The organism is Arenibacter arenosicollis, from assembly GCF_014397245.1.
Taxonomy (GTDB): Bacteria; Bacteroidota; Bacteroidia; order Flavobacteriales; family Flavobacteriaceae; genus Arenibacter; species Arenibacter arenosicollis.
Map to the genome: position 1 here is coordinate 62726 of NZ_JACLHY010000019.1, position 19345 is coordinate 82070.

Consider the following 19345-nt stretch of genomic DNA (forward strand, 5'->3'; position numbering starts at 1 on the left):
ACATTTCCCGGAAATAAAAAGCGATCGTGCAAATTAATTTGCTAACCACTGATAAACATTTAAAATTATGAAAAAAAACTTCATCCAACCGAGGTTGGAATCAACATTGTTGAAATTCGACTTAAAAATGAAATTGACCTTGCTATTACTAATGACCGCCTTATTGGGTTTGCACGCCAATGACAGCTATGCTCAAAAGGCCAAAGTAACCCTGAATGTCGAAAACGCTACCGTACAAGAGGTTATAGATAACATTGAATTAAACACAAAATTTAATTTCGTTTATAACACTAAACATGTCAATCTTCAGCGGAAGTTATCGCTTAAATTTAACCAGGAACACATTGACAAAGTGCTCAATCAGTTGTTTGAGAGTACGAATACCAACTATAAAGTCAAGGGTACTCAGGTTATTTTATGGCAGAGTCAGCCCAACAAAGTTATCGAGGTATCTACTCTAGCCGATAATCCTGGAGAACCATTGGTTGTCCAGTCTGTCATCTCGGGAACGGTAATGGATATGGATGGCACCCCTTTACCTGGAGCAAATATTGTTGAAAAAGGTACTACCAATGGGGTTATAGCTGATTTTGATGGAAATTTCTCCATAAACATAAACAGTGAGAATGCTGTTTTGGTGGTTTCATTCATTGGCTTCATAACCAAGGAACAACCTATAGCAGGCCAAAACCAATTGATTATAGAACTTCAAGAGGATTCCGCAAAACTCGATGAAGTAATCGTTACGGGGTATACTTCTGAACGAAAGAGCGATCTTACAGGTGCGGTTTCAATAGTTAAAATCGACGAGATGACGGATCAACCTTTAGCCAGTGTAAATGAGATTGTTCAAGGTAGATCCGCAGGTGTCGAAGTTCTTAGTTCCAATTCTCCTGGTGGTAATGCTGCAATTCGAATCAGGGGATTTAGTACAATAAGAAATAATGATCCGCTCTATGTTATTGACGGTGTGCCCACTACTACCGGAATTAACTTAATTAATCCAAACGATATAGAGTCGTTGCAAGTTCTTAAAGACGCATCCTCCGCTTCTATTTATGGTTCTAGGGCAGCCAATGGTGTGGTTGTAATTACCACCAAGAAAGGAAAGGAAGGTAAAGTTAAAATAGCATATGACGGTTATGCAGGCGCAATGACGGTTATGCGATTACCAAAATTAGCCTCTGCCTCGCAATATGGTGAGGGACTTTGGCAGGCTTTTGCCAATGATGGCATTACACCTTCCAATGATATTTACGGTACAGGAAGTACCCCGGTAATCCCGGATTTTCTCGATGCCGAAAACACAATTCCGTCGGCAAATACGGATTGGTTGGGCGCCTTGTTCAATACTGCTTTGGTAACCTCCCATAATATTTCCTTTTCTAGTGGGACCGATACTTCCAATAGTTTTTTCTCCTTAGGGTATTACAAACAAGACGGAATTCTAAAAAACACAGGGTTTGATCGTTATACTTTTAGGGCCAATACCAATTATAAACTTGGAAGTAAGGTTACCGTAGGGGAAAATTTTTCCGCGTCGTTTTCCAACAATACTGATATTAACACCAATGCTCTTCTTGGGAGTCCCGTTTATAGCGCCTTCCTAATGCCTTCCATAGCCCCTATTTACGACATCAACGGAGAATTTACGGGGTATCCTCTGGACGATATTGAAAATCCAGTAGGCAGACTATATAGGAACAAGGATAATGAAGATAAAACAATACGCCTTTTTGGAAACGTTTTTGCTGAAATCCAATTGGCAAAAGGTCTTAAATTCAAAACCAATTATGGTTTAACGGTAAGCAATTTTTCGGGCACCAATTTTAGCCCTACTTACAAGGAACCCAACACTCAAAGAGTAGAGGCAAGTTTAACGAAATCGGAACAAAACCTGATGGAGTGGACCTTCACGAATACCCTAAATTACGACAAAACATTCAACGACCTTCATAACCTAAATCTATTGGCGGGTTATGAGAGTATTGAATCACAATTAGAAACTTTATCAGCGTTCCGTCAAGGGTTTCCAGGTAACGACTCCAATTTTCAAGTTTTAAACGCCGGTGATGCAGGGACCCAACAAAATACCAATATAAAATTTGAGAATTCTTTGGTTTCTTTCTTTGGAAAAGCAAATTACAGTTATGACGATCGTTATTTGGCCTCCTATACCATTAGGAGAGACGGCACGTCTAAACTGGCCAATAACAAATGGGGTACCTTTTCGGCCGCCTCCTTGGGTTGGAAAATTTCTAACGAAGCCTTTTATAATAGTGAGCTGGTAAATAATTTAAAACTTAGATTGGGATGGGGGCAAAATGGAAATCAAGATATTCCACCCTATGTTACTTCCAGTGGCTATTTTAGTAATCCTTTTAATTCCAATTATGCCTTGGATGGCACTCAAAATAGTGTCTTTAACGGATATATTATTTCTAGGAACAGTAACCCGGATTTAAAATGGGAGACCACTGAGCAGTATAATATAGGTGTAGACATCGGGATTATGTCCAATAGATTGGATTTTACCTTGGATTATTTTAATAAGACCACCGAAGATTTGCTCCTCGAACGCCAATTGGCACCTATAGCGGGAGGTACCAATAGTTCTGTTTGGGACAATGTAGGAACCATGAACAACAAAGGTTTTGAGTTGGGAGCCAATTACCGAAATGATTACGATCGTGAACTACAAGTTTCCGCAGGGCTAAATATGTCGATTATTCGTAACGAACTTACTTCCTTGAAAGAAGGTGTAGATTTTGTTGGAATTGACGCAGTAACTTTGCATAGTAACAATTTTGACCAAGAGGTTTCTAGGACAGCAGTAGGTCAACCCATTGCATCCTTTTTTGGTTGGGTGGCCGATGGTATTTTTCAGGATCAATCGGAAATCGATGCCCACTCGTTTCAGAATGCATCCACTTCCCCTGGTGACATTCGTTTTAGGGATATTAATAATGATAACGTCATAGACGACAAAGACCGGAAGTTCATAGGTAATCCACACCCGGATCTCAGTATTAACTTAAACCTTAATTTTGAGTATAAAAATTTGGATTTGACAACGTTCTTTCGTTCTTCCTTCGGAAATGATGTTTATGATCTTACCAGATATTACTCGGATTTTTACAATCTATCATCGTACAACAAACATTCAAGAATTGCTGATGCTTGGACGCCTACCAATACTGGTTCGTCCATACCACGACTATCCTTGAATGATCCCAACAATAATATACGGCCATCCAGTTATTATGTTAAGAATGGGACATTTGTTAAACTTCAAACATTGCAAATGGGGTACAACTTTACCAAAAGTACCCTTGAGAGTCTATCCTTAAACAGATTAAGACTATACCTGAACTTACAGAACGTGTTTACGATTTCTGGTTATGACGGTATCGATCCGGAGATAGGTCTGCAGAATTACACCTCTGATGACCGTAATCTGGATATTGGTGTGGACCGTGCTATTTACCCACCATCGCGCACGGTTACTTTGGGATTGAACATTGCTTTTTAATTATAAAAAAAATTTAAAAAATGAAACATATTATAAATTTTACACTAGCAATACTGCTGGTTTCGTGCTCCTCGGATTTTTTGGAAAGAGATCCCTATGGGCAATTGACCCAAGAACAGATTTCTAAGGAAGAAAACCTTGAATCGTTAATTGTAGGGGCTTACAGCATTTTAAATGGGCAGATAGACAATGCCAGTAATGCGTTCAATTCTCCGGCTTCCAACTGGAGTTTCGGAGATGTTGTGTCCGATGATGCATATAAAGGTGGTGGAGGTACAGGTGATCAAAATAATATTCACCAAATGGAAATTTTTAATACCAACCCATCCATTATAGACATTGAAAGAAAATGGAAGGCTTTGTATGAAGGGGTTAGGCGAACTAACCTTGTTATTGGAGTATTGAATGATACCGATAATATTACGGCTGATTTAAAACAACAACGACTGGCAGAAATGAAGTTTTTAAGGGGTCATTTTTATTTTGAGCTTAAAAAGATTTATAACAGAATTCCATTTTTGGATGAGAACGCCACTTCATTGTCAGATTTTAAAGTTTCAAACACCGAACTGACCGATGAACAGCTTTGGAGCAAGATTGAAGCTGATTTCAATGATGCGTACGCCACGCTGCCCACAACACAATCACAGAAAGGACGACCTACCAAATATGCGGCAATGTCCTACTTGGCAAAGGTATATCTCTTTCAGGAAAAATGGAGCCAGGTACTTACCGCCACAGAGGACGTGATCTTAAACGGTGGTTATGGTTTAATGGATAATTTTGAAGATGCGTTCCTTCCCGAAAATGATAATGGTCCGGAAGTTATTTTTAGCATACAGCAGTCTATAAATGATGGAGCCCCCAATAATTACAACGGATCTATCGGCGACCGATTACTTGCCCCGGGCGGACCAAGATATCCTGCGTATGGATTTCTACGTCCTACACAGAACCTGGTAAATGCTTATAAAACAAATAACGTAGGTTTGCCAACTATGGACAATTCAGAATTGACCGCAAGCGATAATGTAGATCCCAGAATAGATTTTACCTTAGGACGACCAGGAATACCATATAAGGACCTTGGAATTCTCTATCAAGCAGATTGGGCACGTGATTTGGCAACCTATGGTCCTTATGGTCCCAAGAAAAGAATAGTGTCAGCCAATTCATCCAATCACCTCCTAGTTTGGCCATATGTTAATGCTATGAATTACTACATTATCCGATATGCGGATGTATTATTGTGGAGAGCAGAAGCGCTTATACACACGGATGACCTGGAAGGAGCCAGAACCATAATAAATGATATCAGAAAAAGAGCAAGGGACGGGAATAAAGTAATGACTCTTGATGGCAGTGCTACAGCAGCCAATTACTTGATAGAGGAGTACCCGGCTTTTACAGATGCCAATCAGGCGATGACTGTCTTAAGAATGGAAAGAAGATTAGAGTTTGCCCATGAAGGTCACCGCTTTTTTGACCTTGTGCGTTGGGGCACCGCAGAACAGGTTATAAATAACTATGTAACGGCAGAAAAGGTTATACGGCCATATCTCAGTGGGGTAAACTTTATTGGAGGAAAACATGAATACTTTCCTATCCCGCAATCCCAAGTGGATCTTGGAGGCACCGATGAAAGCGGAAATCCATTGATTATCCAAAATTCAGGTTATTAGAAGTACTTAAGGCATAGTTGGTTTATGTTAGTTGTGAAAGGGGACAGGAATTATTTTCTTCCCCTTTTTCAATTTTGCACAAAGCTCAAAACTTTGAAAAATTCACTCAGGAAAAATTAGGATTGGGAGATTCCGTAAGTGGCCATTGAAATCATTTGAGAAAAACTAATCTGAATTAAATAGAAATACGGCTGCAACAGTACAATGGTAATATAATGTTCAATTTTGGTTTCGACGGATTAGGTATGCTGTGCATATCCCATGTTTAAATATTATCTAATTACCTCTTGTTTCTTATTTTAAAATAAACCTATTAACTTGAAAGGCTATAAGAAACAAGATTATTGGATAACAAATGCCTCCGTCCTAACTGTATTGCCATATTTGAGGGTAGGTTCTATTCCAAAATGAATGAATCGGAATCCCGGAGTAGTCGAAATCCTTCCGCCGTTGTGCGGTAGCATCAATGCTTTAAGGTTTTGTCAATGCCATAAAGTTTAAGAATTCAGTTCACTAAACATGAATTTAGAAGTATATTGGGACAGAATAGACTAATTAAGATGATTTTAAAATAGTAATAGGTTATGAGTGTAAAATTAGGATTAATGGCTGTTATGGCGTTAAGTATTTTAACAATGTCATGTAAGGCGATAACAACCGATAACAATACTTCAATAGTTAATCCTTTACAAAATAATACTATAAATATTTATTGTAATGAAGACAATAATCTGTACCAATTACTCTTGTCCAGCGAATATGAGGTGAACCGTTATGATAATATTGAAATGGCTGTGGAGGGTACTTTAAATGGTCAGAGACTATTGATTTTGGCCAAAAACTATCCGAAGGAAAAGACCGTGCTCCCCGAGGGTTTATATGCCAAGGCCAAGGAAAAGAATCTGAAGGTCTATGTGGAGTTTCCAGATCGATTGTCGACCGGAATCACGGGAGAAATAAAATCGACCGAAAAAGAACGCTTGGTGGTCACATCTGATTTTTTTGGGGAACGTCTGGAATCGCTAATAATTTTGGATGCGGGTCTTTACAAGTATGTAAATGTAACAGAAAGAGCGTCCCACCTAAAGGGAGCTAAAGTAGCAGGATTCAAAAACGCAGTTTATGGTCTTGAAAACACTCCAAATTTCCCCATTTTATTTGAAGATGGCGCTGTACTAGTGTCTACCACCAAGTTGAGCGATTTCAACAAAAGTCGGTATTCCCCCCAAAATGCGTGGCGGAACGCTATAGGCGGTATCCTGTCCCACTTGAGCATAGATATGGAAGAAAAAGCTATACAATGGGAACCCATAGTACGGCCAACCTTCAATGCTTCGATAGCTATTTCCCAAGATGATTATCGCACCGCGGTCGATCGTGGAGCGGGGTGGTACGATAAGGCCAGGTTTCTCATTCATCCAGATTGGAAAGATCATTGGCGCAGTATCGATACTTTAAAATTACCTGTAGGCCCTCCAATGGATTTATCACTGCCTTCAGGAGATGGTTCATTAGGCGTTATGGAAGGCCACTACTCCTATATCAACCCCGATGGGAGCCAACAATACCGATATTGGCTGCGTGCCGATTGTGTAGCCGAGACCGCAATGACATTGGCAACCGCGAACGGGATAAAACAAAATTCTAAATATTTGGAAACAGCCACTAATCTGATGGATTTTGTATTTAATTCGGAAACCTTTAAAACTACCAGTAGTATAGATCCAAAGCAATCTTCCTATGGACTGATAGGATGGGCAGATACGAATAAACATCGATATTATGGTGATGACAATGCCCGGGTGATCCTTGGTTCGGTACTGGCGGCACAGACGATGATGAATCCCAAATGGGACAAGCAGATATTGGAACTGATCTTGGCCAATTTCCGGACCTCTGGCTATAAAGGGTTTCGAAAAGGTGCCCTAAATGGTAAAGATATTGACCAAACCACTTGGCAGGTACTCATGGAAAGGGATCTGGAAAATATTGCCCCACACTACGAGTCATGGATATGGGCCACCTATCTCTGGTTGTACGATAAGACAGGCTACAAACCCTTGTTGGACAAAGCCAAGAGAGCCATTTCCATTACCATGGAAAACTACCCTACAAATTGGTTGTGGACCAATGGTCTCCAGCAGGAACGTGCACGGATGATCTTACCACTTGCGTGGCTGGTGCGAGCCGAAGACACACAACAACACAGGGATTGGCTACATTTAATATGCGATGATCTATTGGAACATCAGGTAGAATCTGGGGCATTTAGGGAAGAATTGGGAATTGGTGATAATGGAAGATACGGTGCGCCAAAGTCCAACGAAAGCTATGGGCAGGCAGAAGCGCCCGTAATTCATATTAATGGAGACCCTGTGGCAGATATGCTATATACCACCAACTTTGCATTTTTTGCTTTGAACGAAGCTGCACAGGCAACTCAGGAACCAAGATATCTGACCGCCATTGATAAATTGGCCGATTTTCTGGTTCGTATTCAAAGCACCTCTTCTGGAAGGGCAGATCTGGATGGCTGTTGGTTTCGTGCCTTCGATTTCCAAGACTGGGAATATTATGGTTCCAATGCCGACCACGGCTGGGGTGCTTGGGGAACCCTGACAGGATGGACACAGAGCTTTATCACTACAACTTTGGCACTAAAACTTGAAAATACGAGCTATTGGGAGAAGACTAAGAAATCTACAGTTGGAATCGAAATTGAGGAAGTTTGGCAACAAATGTTGCCGGGAGTAGAGCATTAAATGGTACACTAATTATATAAAAAATTTAGATTTTCAATTAATGCAAATAACGGAATTTTCTAAACACTATAGAGGGGCTTTGTTAAACGATAAGGTTTCCTTTTGGGGAAAATATTCGCCAGGCAAGGAATCGCGAGGCTGTTTTTGCTGCCTTGACCGATAAGGAAAGGATGTTTTCAAATGCCACCCTTTTATGTATCAAGCATGGAAAACATTGGAAGAAATAAGCAAGGATAACGGCTAAAAAAAACTATGGATACAACTGTACTGAACATAAATAAGGGAAATAAAGGATATCTCGCACTGATCTGTTTTGTGGCTTCATTGGGGGGCGTACTCTTTGGGTTTGACACGGCGGTCATTTCAGGAACTTTCGGGTTTGTGGAATCGTTTTTTACCCTGGATAAATTAGAAGTAGGTTGGTTCGCCAGTTCCGCTTTGATAGGGGCCATTGGGGGTGCCGCCATTTCCGGGGTCTTAAGTGATAGTTTTGGCAGAAAACCTGTGCTCATGATTGCAGCACTATTGTTCTTTGTTTCGGCACTGGGGTCTATGGTACCCCCGAACTTTAACTTTCTGATTGTTGCCAGACTTATTGGGGGTGTCGGGGTCGGTATGGCATCGGTACTGGCACCGCTATACATTTCCGAGGTTGCCCCACCCAAGATCAGGGGAAGGCTTGTGGCCCTATACCAACTCTCTATTGTCATCGGAATATTGCTGGCCTATTTTTCCAATTGGTCCCTGTTAGGGTTTTCACGTGGAAATATGGAGGCCTTCGGTGGAACAGGAATTTTTCATAAGACTATGGTGTCCGAGGTATGGCGGGGTATGTTTGGATCAGAGATGATCCCCTCGGGATTGTTCCTGTTATTATTGTTTCTTATCCCGGAAAGTCCCCGTTGGTTGATAAAAAATGGAAAATCGGATAAGGGCTATACTATATTGTCCAAGATCAGTGGTGCAGCCGTGGCCAAGAACGAACTGGAGGAAATAAAAAAGACAGTTACACAATTTAAAGGAAAGATCAGTGAACTTTTAAAGCCAGGATTGCGTCTGGCCTTGATCGTAGGGATTGGGCTGTCGGTCTTCGGGCAGTTCACTGGGGTTAACATTATCGTGTATTACGGGCCCACCATCCTGGAAGATGCTGGGTTCCAATTGGACAGTGCATTACAGTTCCAGGTGGCCATCGGAATTATCAACCTGATATTCACTATCATCGCATTATGGAAAATTGATAGTTGGGGACGACGCCCATTGTTAATCTGGGGCATGTCCGCAGTCTTTATTTCCTTGATAATTATAGCGACTCTATTTATCACAGGACAGACATCGGGCATTTGGATCGTTATTATTTTATGCGTGTATATGGCCTCACTGGCCATTTCCATCAATGCGGTAATCTGGGTGCTGATCGGGGAAATATTTCCCACCCGTATCCGTGGGCGTGCCATGTCCATTGCCACCTTTGCCAACTGGGGCATCAATTTTCTGACGGCCTTCCTGTTCCCATGGTATGTTGAGAAGATCGGTGTGGGTGCTGGCTTTTTTACCTTTGCATTCATGTGTTTGATAGCGACCATTTTCTTCTATAGATATGTTCCGGAGACCAAAGGAAAAAGTCTAGAGGAAATCGAGCAATATTGGAAAGGAAAAAGTAATCAATAAAAATGAGTAGGTATTTTATTTAATTATTTAATAGCTCATATTTCTTAATCGTGAATAAATCTATCGATCTGGAAGGGTATAAGGGCAAAATTAATTTGATAACAAACCCTTCCAGCATCACCCAAAAATTGAGTGCTTTGAGTTTTTGCTAGTTTAATGAAAAGTCGGAAACTATTGTTTCTTTTTTGTTTCTGATAAAGGGAATGCGACCTTAAAATGTAAACTTAGGTATCGAACTTAAAAAAACACCACATCTCCAAACTACATGAATTCATTACACCTTCACCTTAAGTCAAAAATTGCTATTTTAGTTTTGCTGTTAATATTGTTGCTGCCCCAACCTATTGTGGTTTGCTTGTAACCTTATTTAATACCTATGAAAAGAAGAAATTTTTTAGGCAATTTGGCCGCAGGAAGCGGATTGGTGGTATTAAACCCAATTTATGCATCCAATGGAAAAAAGAATACTGAAAAGGTCAACAGTATTAATAAAGAGGGAAGGACTTTAAAAGCAGATCTTGTAATTATCGGTGGTGGAACAGGGGGGTGTGCCACTGCATTAGGGGCACTTCGCAATGGCCTGACGGTAATCATGACCGAAGAAACAGATTGGATAGGCGGACAATTAACACAACAGGGGGTACCCCCGGATGAGCATAAATGGATCAACGACTTTGGTGCTACGGCATTATATCGGGAATTTAGAAAAAAAGTTAGGGGCTATTATCGCCATAACTATCCTTTAAAGGCGGAGCTTGCCCAAAATGAAAGGTTTAACCCAGGTAATGCCAGTGTTTCAGAAATTAGCCATGAGCCAAAGATTTCGTTAAGGGTGTTGGAAACTATGTTCGACCCCTATATCAGTGCCGGTAAATTGGTGCTTTTAAAAGAAACAGTGGCTTTGGATGCTTCTACTTTTGGAAATAAGGTCCAATCTGTAAGGGTTAAAACTCAACCCAACGGGGAGATACGCAATTTAATTGCGCCTTACTTTGCGGACGCGACGGAATTGGGCGATTTATTACCCATGACAGGGACCGAATATGTTTGTGGGGCCGAAGCTAAATCCGATACGGGGGAATTGCACGCCGCGGAAATAGCAGATCCCAGAAATAATCAAGCATTTACGGTCTGCTTTGCTATGGATTACAGGCCCAAAGAGGATTGGACTATAGACAAGCCAGAGGAGTATGGGTTTTGGCGCGACTTTACCCCAGAAATGAAGACGCCATGGGCCGGGAAATTACTCGAGCTCAATTATTCCAACCCACGGACTCTTTTGCCCAAGGATTTGGGTTTTGATCCTAGGGGAAATTATATGAAGGACGTATTGAACCTGTGGATTTATCGCAGAATATTGGCCAAGGATAATTTTGAGGACGGTTTTCTTGGAGGGGATATCACCTTGGTTAATTACCCCCAAAACGATTATTTTTTAGGAAATATCGTCGATGTTAGTGATAATGAGCTAAAACATCATATTAATAGGGCCAAACAATTAAGTCTGTCCCTATTGTACTGGTTGCAAAAGGAAGCTCCTAGGGCCGATGGAGGGAAAGGCTGGCCAGGAATTAGATTAAGGCAGGATGTAATGGGCACTAATGATGGACTGGCGAAATATCCATATATAAGGGAAGCTAGAAGAATTAAGCCTTTATTTCGAATAACCGAACATCATGTGGGGAAAATCCAAAGAGCAAGTATACAAGGAGTTTCGGAAGCTGAAGCCCGTGCTAAAAATTTTGAAGATAGTGTGGGGATAGGATATTATCATATTGATCTGCATCCAAGTAGTGGCGGGGATAATTACATCGACTTTTCTTCCCTTCCATTTCAAATTCCATTGGGAGCGTTAATTCCACAACGGATGGAAAATATATTTCCAGTGAATAAAAATATTGGAACCACGCATCTTACCAATGGATGTTATAGACTGCACCCTGTAGAATGGAGTATAGGTGAGGCCATAGGGATGTTTGTGCCTTATTTAATGGAAACTGGCAGAAGTCCCCAAGAGATTTACAAGAATGTCGCTGCTGTGCGGAAATTTCAAAGTCTCATTCGTAGTCAAGGAGTGGATACCCATTGGCCTAACGAAAAAATGTAAAAGAAATTGGTTGTGGAAACCCTTCCCTAACTTGGTTTGGGAACTTTTTAATTAGTAATTTATAGGAGGTACTAGTTGAAAACGTATCCTAAAAGCCAGTATAGAATCAGAAATACGATGATAGCGCCTATACATCCACATTTTCCTCCTCCGATTTTTTTGGCTCCCCAGCCGGCCAAGAGTGCCCTGAATATTTTTTGCATGGTACTATTTTTTATGGTTATAAATGGTGTTCTAGCTGCTACAAACCTTCATTATTTTCCTCTATCCAGACCCGGAACTTTTCAAGGGGCTTGGCCATAAATTTTCTAATGTTTTGGTTTCTTCAATCATAATATAAAAATAGAAACCAAGACATTTGAAAATTATCGGTATCGATTAATAAATTGATTCGTACAAAAATAGAAGTATGTCTTCCTGAGAAATTATCCTTGTTATGACTTGGTTTGAATGATATCCTTCCTGTCAAACCCAGTTGGCTTTTAAGTGAGCCATGAACCCTGTCTTAAGCCATTAGGTATAATGTCTTTGTTGGTTTTATTATTTTCCTGCTTCCAACCGATCAAGCCAGATCAAGGGATTTCTTATGGGTAAATTTCTTTTCACTTCAAAAACTTCTGGTGTGTGTTCGTTTATTTTCCATTGCTCAAAAAAATCAGGTCGATCAAAAACGATCGCCCCAAAAAGGGAAGAAGGATGGGCCACTGGCCATTCTTCCCAATACATAACATCTGGTTCTTTAAACCAGTTATTTTTATTTTCTATATACGGAGCCATAAATTCTAAAGCAAGTGATATGGATTTTCCGTCCTGTGTTGAATAATCCCATAAATTGGTTGCTTTGTTCGAGAGGATTAGACAATTCATTACCATGGCATCCAAGTTAAAAAGGGAATATCCGTATGGTTTTGTTCTTTTCAGCTCAAGAGGGAAACTACCATCGGGTGCCATTTGATTTGGTAGAAGGGTATTTTTATAATTATCCCTACACATAGCAAGGATATTTTCCTTATTGGTGTAATCGGCATACAAAGCCACCTGCATATTCCAACAAGTTCCATGGTTATTGGGGTGCTTCATTTCGTCCTTGCCATATTTGTGGGTTGTTAACCACACTACAAAATCCGAAAACCATTTTTTAAACTGGGTTTCGCTGTTTTTGTCTATCAGTCCCTCTTTCCCCAAAACAGATAAAGATTGAACAACTTCCATAAAATGTATTCCGTCTATAATTCCAATGCCCCTTCCTGTATGCCTGCCTTTGATGGCTTGGGCATATAGAAAGTGTGGGTTCATCCTAGTGCTCTCATCTATAAACCATGCATTACAATGCTTTATGGCTGCATTGGCGTATGTGGTATCTTTTGTTATAATATATGCCGAGGTAAGATTCCCAACAATTTCCCTTAAACCTATTAAAGCTTCCCGGTGTTCAGTGAAATTATCGGGATTGCTAAGTCCATCCCGTTGAATATAAGGTCCTGCAAGATTAAGTGTGTCTGGCCACCAATAGTCTCCTTCTGAAAAAAAGTCATGGATTCCTCCGGAACTTCTGGGTGAAGCGAAGGATGTTATGGTTACAGGAGTTAATTTTAAAAATTTATTTGCCCTGACCAATACAGAATCCTGTAAAACTTCCTCAATTTGTGCCTTGTAACTTTCATCTTTATTTTTACAGTTGCTCAGTAATAAACAGGCAAAAAGAAAAGGTATTAGTCTTAAAATATTCATATTTCTATTTTGGTCGATGGTTATTCACTGAGTTTTCGGTCGTCAACGTGTTTTACAGGAGGAACAAAGGTAAAGCACACAGGTTTTTTCAATAGCGTTATTTTAGTATGAAATCTAAAGATACAGCCGGATTAAAGTTATTTATTGGGATCCATATACTCAAACGCAGTTGGGTAATTGATACTACCACAGATTTTGTTTTAAGGTTTTAACTTGACAATGCCGATGCTCAACCATAATTAAAAAATTATTAAGAGGTTAATTCTAATTGTTTTAGGACAAACTGCATTAACTCGCAGGCTGCGCTGGCTCGTTGGGCCTAAAGGGGGTGGCGGTGCAATAAAACCAAGAAAATGTTGGAATAATTTTTTGATTACTATCGAAGATTTTAAGGTAATCCAAAAATGGATTAAACGTAACTTTAATAATAATAAAAGTGGAATAGTTCAATAATCCTTCTGTACCACTGGACAAAATTAAATTACGTTATCTCACGGAGGACTGTCCCTTTTTTTTGTTAAAACCAAAAAGTAAAAAAAGAACTGCTTCCACTTTAGTGCCCAGTTTTTCAGTAAGAATTTTAAAGGCACGTGTAATATGACCTTCAACTGTTTTTATAGAGATATTAAGGTATTCGGAGATTTCCGTATGGGTAAGGCCTTCCTTTTTATTCATTAAAAATATTTCCTTACATTTTGAAGGCAAATTCTCGATCTCGGTATTCATCAATTTAATTAAACTTTCCAATTCTTCCGGCTCTATGTCAACCACCAAATCAATAGCCTCAAAATATTTTTTCTCCAGGTATATTACGGGTTTATTTTTTCTGTATTGATTGATAAATTCATTATAGACCGATTTATATAAATAACTCTTGATGGATAAGTCGGGATTAATTTTTTTTCTCTTGACCCAAATTTTTACAAATACGTTTTGAACAATATCTTCTGCCATATTATGGTCATTGCACAAAGATTGGGCATACACGCACAAACGTTGGTAGTAAGAATTCATTAAGAAATCGTAGGCTTTGCAATCACCTAAAATTAATCTCTGGGCTAATTGTTGGTTTTTCAGGGGGTCCATTGAAATAGGTTATTATCAATATTTCTAAACAATATTGATAAATATCGAAAAAAAATTCCTAAAAAATAGAGGGGTGTTAAAATTTTGAACGTATTAGGTGCATAATTGTTGAAATTCAAATGGTCGAATTAGAGAATATAATCGTTAAGTTTCTAAATCAAGAAGCAAATTATTCGGAGTTGGAAAAATTGGAAGATTTTCTTAAGAATGAAGGGGGCAAACAAGTCTTTAATAGTTATGTTAAAACACAATACCTAAGTACACTTTCCATGACAGAATACGATGTTAATAAGGCCAAGGAGACCATTAAAACTAGGTTGAAAAAGAGTAAACAGACAAGAAGGGTATATCTATATAGGAAAATGGCCCTTGCAGCTTCGGTTATATTTACGTTTGGCATGGCCTTTTACCTGTTCTATAATAGCGGCCAAGTAGAAACGCCTGAACCTGAAAAACAACCTAATTTAATTGTAGTTGGCACCGATAAGGCCATACTTACCCTTGAAAACGGAGATGAGGTGGCGCTGGAAAAAGGAAAAAAATATCAAACAGGAAAAGTAAGTAGTAACGGGGAGGAATTGGTATATGCTGATAAAGGACAAAGCGAGGTTGGTGATAAAGTACCTCTTTACAATTATTTGACCATCCCAAGAGGCGGCCAATTTTTTGTAAAATTATCGGATGGTACGGAGGTATGGTTAAATTCAGAAACTAAATTGAAATATCCTGTAAAATTCACGGATGGCATTAGTCGTCAGGTAGAACTTATATATGGTGAGGCTTATTTTAAGGTTTCGCCAAGTACCGTAAACAAAGGCGCTGCCTTTCAAGTCCTTACTAAATCCCAAGAGATCGATGTTTTGGGTACGGAATTTAACCTTAAGGCCTATAATAATGACCCGGTTATGGCTACCACTTTGGTTGTAGGGAAAGTTAAAATAAAAAAAGGAGAAGTTACTGAAACCCTAATGCCCAACCAACAGGCTACAATTAGCCATGAAAGCGATAAAATAGATATTGAGGAAATTGATGTGTCCCAGGAAATATCATGGGTAAAAGGTTTGTTTTCCTTTAATGAAAAACCACTGGTGGAAATAATGACAGTCCTTTCAAGATGGTATGATACCGAGGTTATTTTTGAGAATGCCAAACAAAAGAATTTTGTTTTTACGGGAATATTGGAAAGAACCAAAGCGGTGGAAGATATTCTTAAACTTATTGAGGCCACAAGTGAGGGCCAGTTAAAATTTGAAATTAACGATAAAACAATTAATATCAATTAAGAAAAAAGGAAAAGGCCAGCACCTTCCACAGCAATAGCCTTTTTCCCAGTAGATCAATTAAAACAATGTTTAACTAAACCATTACAAATTTATGAAAATTAAATTAATCAACCGACCACCTTGCCCAATGGGCAAAGTTTTCTTACATCTCATTATGAAATCCATAATTTTTCTATTTTGTTCGATTTCATTAGCACTAAACCCTATCAATGGGACAGGCCAAAATGCAGAGATTATTGTCGATTCAGATGTGACCTTGAACGTTAAACAGGTCTTTCGGCTAATCAACAAGCAGACCGATTATAAGTTTATCTATCGACACGACCTCCTAAAAGCGGCTCCAAATATTCAACTCAAGAAGGGAGTGATTAAGGCAGGGGATTTATTGGATAAAGCACTGTCGCCTTTAAGTTTTACTTACAACTTCACAGATGGCTCCACTATTGTAGTGAAAAAAAGTTCAGCGTATACATCTGAAAATAGTTCAGTTGAGATCTTGGATAAGAAACTGCAATTTCAAGTGAGTGGTACCATAACAGATAATGAAGGTATGCCCTTACCAGGAGCCAACATTGTTGAAAAAGGGACCAACAATGGGGTTACAGCTGATTTCGATGGAAAATTTTCCATGGAAATAACAAACCAAAATGCTATTCTAGTTGTTTCCTATATTGGCTTTGCAACTAAAGAAGTTCCAATTAGTGGGCAGACGAATATTGTGGTTAATATGGACGAAGATGCCGCAGGTTTGGAAGAAGTGGTTGTAGTTGGCTATGGTACGCAAAAAAAAGAAAACCTTACGGGTTCTGTAGCTACGGTAAGTTCCGACGAACTTATCAAAAGACCGGCATCCAATGTCGAGAATTTACTTCAGGGTAGAGTTCCTGGCCTTCAAGTTTCTTCTTCTTCTGGTAAACCTGGGGATGAAGGAAATACTTTGCGTATTAGGGGAATAGGTACATTTAGTGGAGCAGGAAGTAATCCATTGGTGTTGATAAATGGCATAAGTGGTGATATGACCAACCTTGACCCTAATGACATCGAATCGGTTTCTGTATTAAAGGATGCTGCATCAAGCGCCATTTATGGTGCCCGAGCCGCAAATGGGGTTATCCTTATAACCACTAAGCAAGGAAAGGCCGGCGGCCTTGTCATTGATTATCACGGAAATGTTCAGGCACAGAGTGCTAGCAGATTGCCAGAATTGTTATATAATTCCGCCGACTATATGCAATATTGGAACGAAGCTAGAGCAAGGAATGGTCAAGCCCCGCATTTTACCCAAGCGGAAATAGATGGCTTTAGGAACAATCCTAACGATCCGGTGAATTATCCCAATTTTAATTGGATCGACCATACTTTTAATACAGCCATAGCGCATAACCAGTCCTTCCGTATAAGTGGTGGAAATGAAAACACGGTTTTCAGTGCTTCCCTTGGTTATCTTGACCAACCTGGTATTACCAGTAATTACGAATATCAAAAATTCAACGGACGAGTTACCGTCGATTCAAGATTAAATGACTGGATTAAGATCGGTGGTGATATACAGTTTGTCAACAAGGAAATAACCAGAAGTAACTGGGACAATAATGTAGATTATCAAATTCTTGCCATATATGGCGCGGCACCTAATTATACACCTACGATGACTTTACCGGATGGAAGTACGGGATATGTCGCCCGATATAGTTCCGATATTGCTGAATGGACAGTAAGAAACCCTGACGCTCAAGATGCCAGTGGTCTGATGACGGAGACGCGGTACAATGTTTTGCCTCAATTTTATAGTGAGATTAATCTAACCAAAGATTTGACTTGGAATTCCAAATATGCCCTAACTATTGACAATAATCAGTATAAGAACCATGAGCATGCGGTTGACAACTATTACTTTAAAGATGGTTCATATGCACATAATAATGCTACTTGGCGGCTAGGGGTAGAAGATAGATGGACGACTAGCAAGTTGACTACATTTTATTCGACCTTGAATTATACCAAGTCCTTAAAAGATCACAATTTTAGTATCCTGGCAGGATACAATCAAGAAGGATTTAAGGACAGATATCTTAGAGGTCAGAGAATTAATTTTCCGACCAATGACTTAAAAGAACTAGATGCCGGAGCCTCTAATGGCCAATCTACCGGGGGTGGCGCAACGGAATGGGCGATTCAATCATATTTTGGGCGTTTAACTTATGATTATCAGGGCAAATATTTACTTGAGGCCAATGCAAGATATGATGGCACTTCTAGAATTTCACCTGATACACGATGGGGATTTTTTCCTTCTATTTCTGCAGGGTGGAGGGTTTCAGAAGAAGCGTTTATGGATAATGTGGATTGGTTGAACAATTTGAAAATAAGGGCTTCTTGGGGCCAATTGGGTAACCAAAATGTTGGACTTTATCCTTATCAAGAAGTATTATCTACCACTTCGTACCCGTTTATTTCTTCTGAACCTGGCGTAATTCAGAACCGTATGGTGGATCGGAATCTAAAATGGGAAACAACCACCATGACCGATGTTGGGGTAGATATAAGTGTTCTAAATGGTTTGTTTAGTCTAACTTTCGACTGGTATGACAAAGTTACGGATGATATCCTTTATCAAATTCCTGTACCTGCAAGTATTGGACTGTCGGCTCCAACAGTGAACTTTGGTAAAATGAAGAACACGGGTATAGATCTTATTGTAGGTAGTCAGAAAAAGTTTGGTGATTTCTCGTATAACGCCAGTATTAATTATTCCCGTTACAAAAATGAAGTGCTTGAAATCTTATCTCCGACGTATGGAAAAACCACCACACAGGTAGGCCTTCCATTTAACTCCCATTATTTGGTGGAATTCGATGGAATATTTCAAAATCAAGCTGAAATTGATGCAGCTGCCGTTCATCCGTTCAATCCAAAACCGGGAGACCTGAAATTTAAGGATGCAAACGGAGATGGTACGATAAACTCTGACGACAGGGTCGTGGTAGATGGTGCTCACCCCAAGTACTTTTATGGGGGTACTCTAGACCTTTCTTGGAAAAACTTTGATTTGTCTTTATTTTTCCAGGGGCTTGAAGGATCCAAAGCACATGTCCAGACCTTAGCATGGGGACTTACGCCATACATGCAGGGATCTCCCCCAACTCTTGATTTTGTAAACAATAGATGGACAGGAGAAGGTTCTACAAATTCTCACCCTGCCATGTTTGTTACAGGATATGGACCTGTCACAGGAACACAGAACACCTACTGGTTATTAGATTCTTCATATCTAAGATTGAAGAACTTGTCTATCGGATATAATGTACCCAAAGAAATTTGTAAAACGATTGGTTTACAAGGCCTTAATGTTTATATGTCCGGCGATAATTTAATTACCATAACCAAGTGGCCAGGATCTGATCCTGAAAAAGCGAATACGGGTTGGTTTACGGCCTACCCCCAGCTAACAACATACACTATGGGAGTTAAATTGAAAATTTAATTGTAAA

Annotated in this window: 9 protein-coding genes; 7 read left to right on the plus strand and 2 right to left on the minus strand. The window is 39.6% G+C overall.

The genetic code is table 11. The features are described 5' to 3' along the window. The first annotated feature begins 67 nt into the window (after positions 1-67). From H4O18_RS16315 to H4O18_RS16335, 5 genes are all read left to right on the plus strand, one after another. Entirely contained in the window at positions 68-3532 is a 3465-nt protein-coding gene (locus H4O18_RS16315) for a TonB-dependent receptor (protein WP_246474344.1), read from the plus strand. A 20-nt stretch (positions 3533-3552) separates the two neighbouring features. After that, a complete protein-coding gene (locus tag H4O18_RS16320; RefSeq protein WP_187586512.1) occupies positions 3553-5214 on the plus strand; it encodes a RagB/SusD family nutrient uptake outer membrane protein in 1662 nt (553 codons plus the stop codon). Between the two features lie 584 nt (positions 5215-5798). After that, positions 5799-7976 carry a hypothetical protein gene (locus tag H4O18_RS16325; RefSeq protein ID WP_187586514.1) on the plus strand — a complete coding sequence of 726 codons (2178 nt, stop codon included), beginning with the start codon at positions 5799-5801 and terminating at the stop codon, positions 7974-7976. 252 nt (positions 7977-8228) lie between these two features. Beyond that, positions 8229-9647, plus strand: a complete 1419-nt coding sequence (locus H4O18_RS16330; protein WP_187586516.1) for a sugar porter family MFS transporter — start codon at positions 8229-8231, stop codon at positions 9645-9647. Between the two features lie 376 nt (positions 9648-10023). Next, positions 10024-11754: an FAD-dependent oxidoreductase gene (locus H4O18_RS16335; RefSeq protein WP_187586518.1), complete on the plus strand. Its 1731-nt coding sequence runs from the start codon at positions 10024-10026 to the stop codon at positions 11752-11754. 540 nt (positions 11755-12294) lie between these two features. On the opposite strand, the gene H4O18_RS16340 is transcribed toward H4O18_RS16335, so the two are convergent. After that, positions 12295-13485 carry an alginate lyase family protein gene (locus H4O18_RS16340; protein WP_187586520.1) on the minus strand — a complete coding sequence of 397 codons (1191 nt, stop codon included), beginning with the start codon at positions 13483-13485 and terminating at the stop codon, positions 12295-12297. A 486-nt stretch (positions 13486-13971) separates the two neighbouring features. Continuing rightward, positions 13972-14571, minus strand: a complete 600-nt coding sequence (locus H4O18_RS16345) for an RNA polymerase sigma factor (protein ID WP_187586522.1) — start codon at positions 14569-14571, stop codon at positions 13972-13974. A gap of 119 nt (positions 14572-14690) precedes the next feature. Between H4O18_RS16345 and H4O18_RS16350 the strand changes: the two genes are divergently transcribed. Together H4O18_RS16350 and H4O18_RS16355 are read left to right on the plus strand one after the other, a co-directional pair. Then, on the plus strand, positions 14691-15854 hold the full coding sequence (locus H4O18_RS16350; protein WP_187586524.1) for a FecR family protein: 1164 nt from the start codon (positions 14691-14693) through the stop codon (positions 15852-15854). A 154-nt stretch (positions 15855-16008) separates the two neighbouring features. Continuing rightward, a complete protein-coding gene (locus H4O18_RS16355) occupies positions 16009-19338 on the plus strand; it encodes a SusC/RagA family TonB-linked outer membrane protein (protein WP_187586526.1) in 3330 nt (1109 codons plus the stop codon). Positions 19339-19345: the final 7 nt, after the last annotated feature.

Excerpts from the sequence above, each read along its gene's own strand:
- H4O18_RS16340 (WP_187586520.1), bottom strand. The coding sequence starts at position 13,485 with ATGAATATTTTAAGACTAATACCTTTTCTTTTTGCCTGTTTATTACTG.
- H4O18_RS16330 (WP_187586516.1), top strand. The coding sequence starts at position 8,229 with ATGGATACAACTGTACTGAACATAAATAAGGGAAATAAAGGATATCTC.
- H4O18_RS16325 (WP_187586514.1), top strand. The coding sequence starts at position 5,799 with ATGAGTGTAAAATTAGGATTAATGGCTGTTATGGCGTTAAGTATTTTA.
- H4O18_RS16320 (WP_187586512.1), top strand. The coding sequence starts at position 3,553 with ATGAAACATATTATAAATTTTACACTAGCAATACTGCTGGTTTCGTGC.
- H4O18_RS16315 (WP_246474344.1), top strand. The coding sequence starts at position 68 with ATGAAAAAAAACTTCATCCAACCGAGGTTGGAATCAACATTGTTGAAA.
- H4O18_RS16355 (WP_187586526.1), top strand. The coding sequence starts at position 16,009 with ATGAAATCCATAATTTTTCTATTTTGTTCGATTTCATTAGCACTAAAC.
- H4O18_RS16335 (WP_187586518.1), top strand. The coding sequence starts at position 10,024 with ATGAAAAGAAGAAATTTTTTAGGCAATTTGGCCGCAGGAAGCGGATTG.
- H4O18_RS16345 (WP_187586522.1), bottom strand. The coding sequence starts at position 14,571 with ATGGACCCCCTGAAAAACCAACAATTAGCCCAGAGATTAATTTTAGGT.
- H4O18_RS16350 (WP_187586524.1), top strand. The coding sequence starts at position 14,691 with ATGGTCGAATTAGAGAATATAATCGTTAAGTTTCTAAATCAAGAAGCA.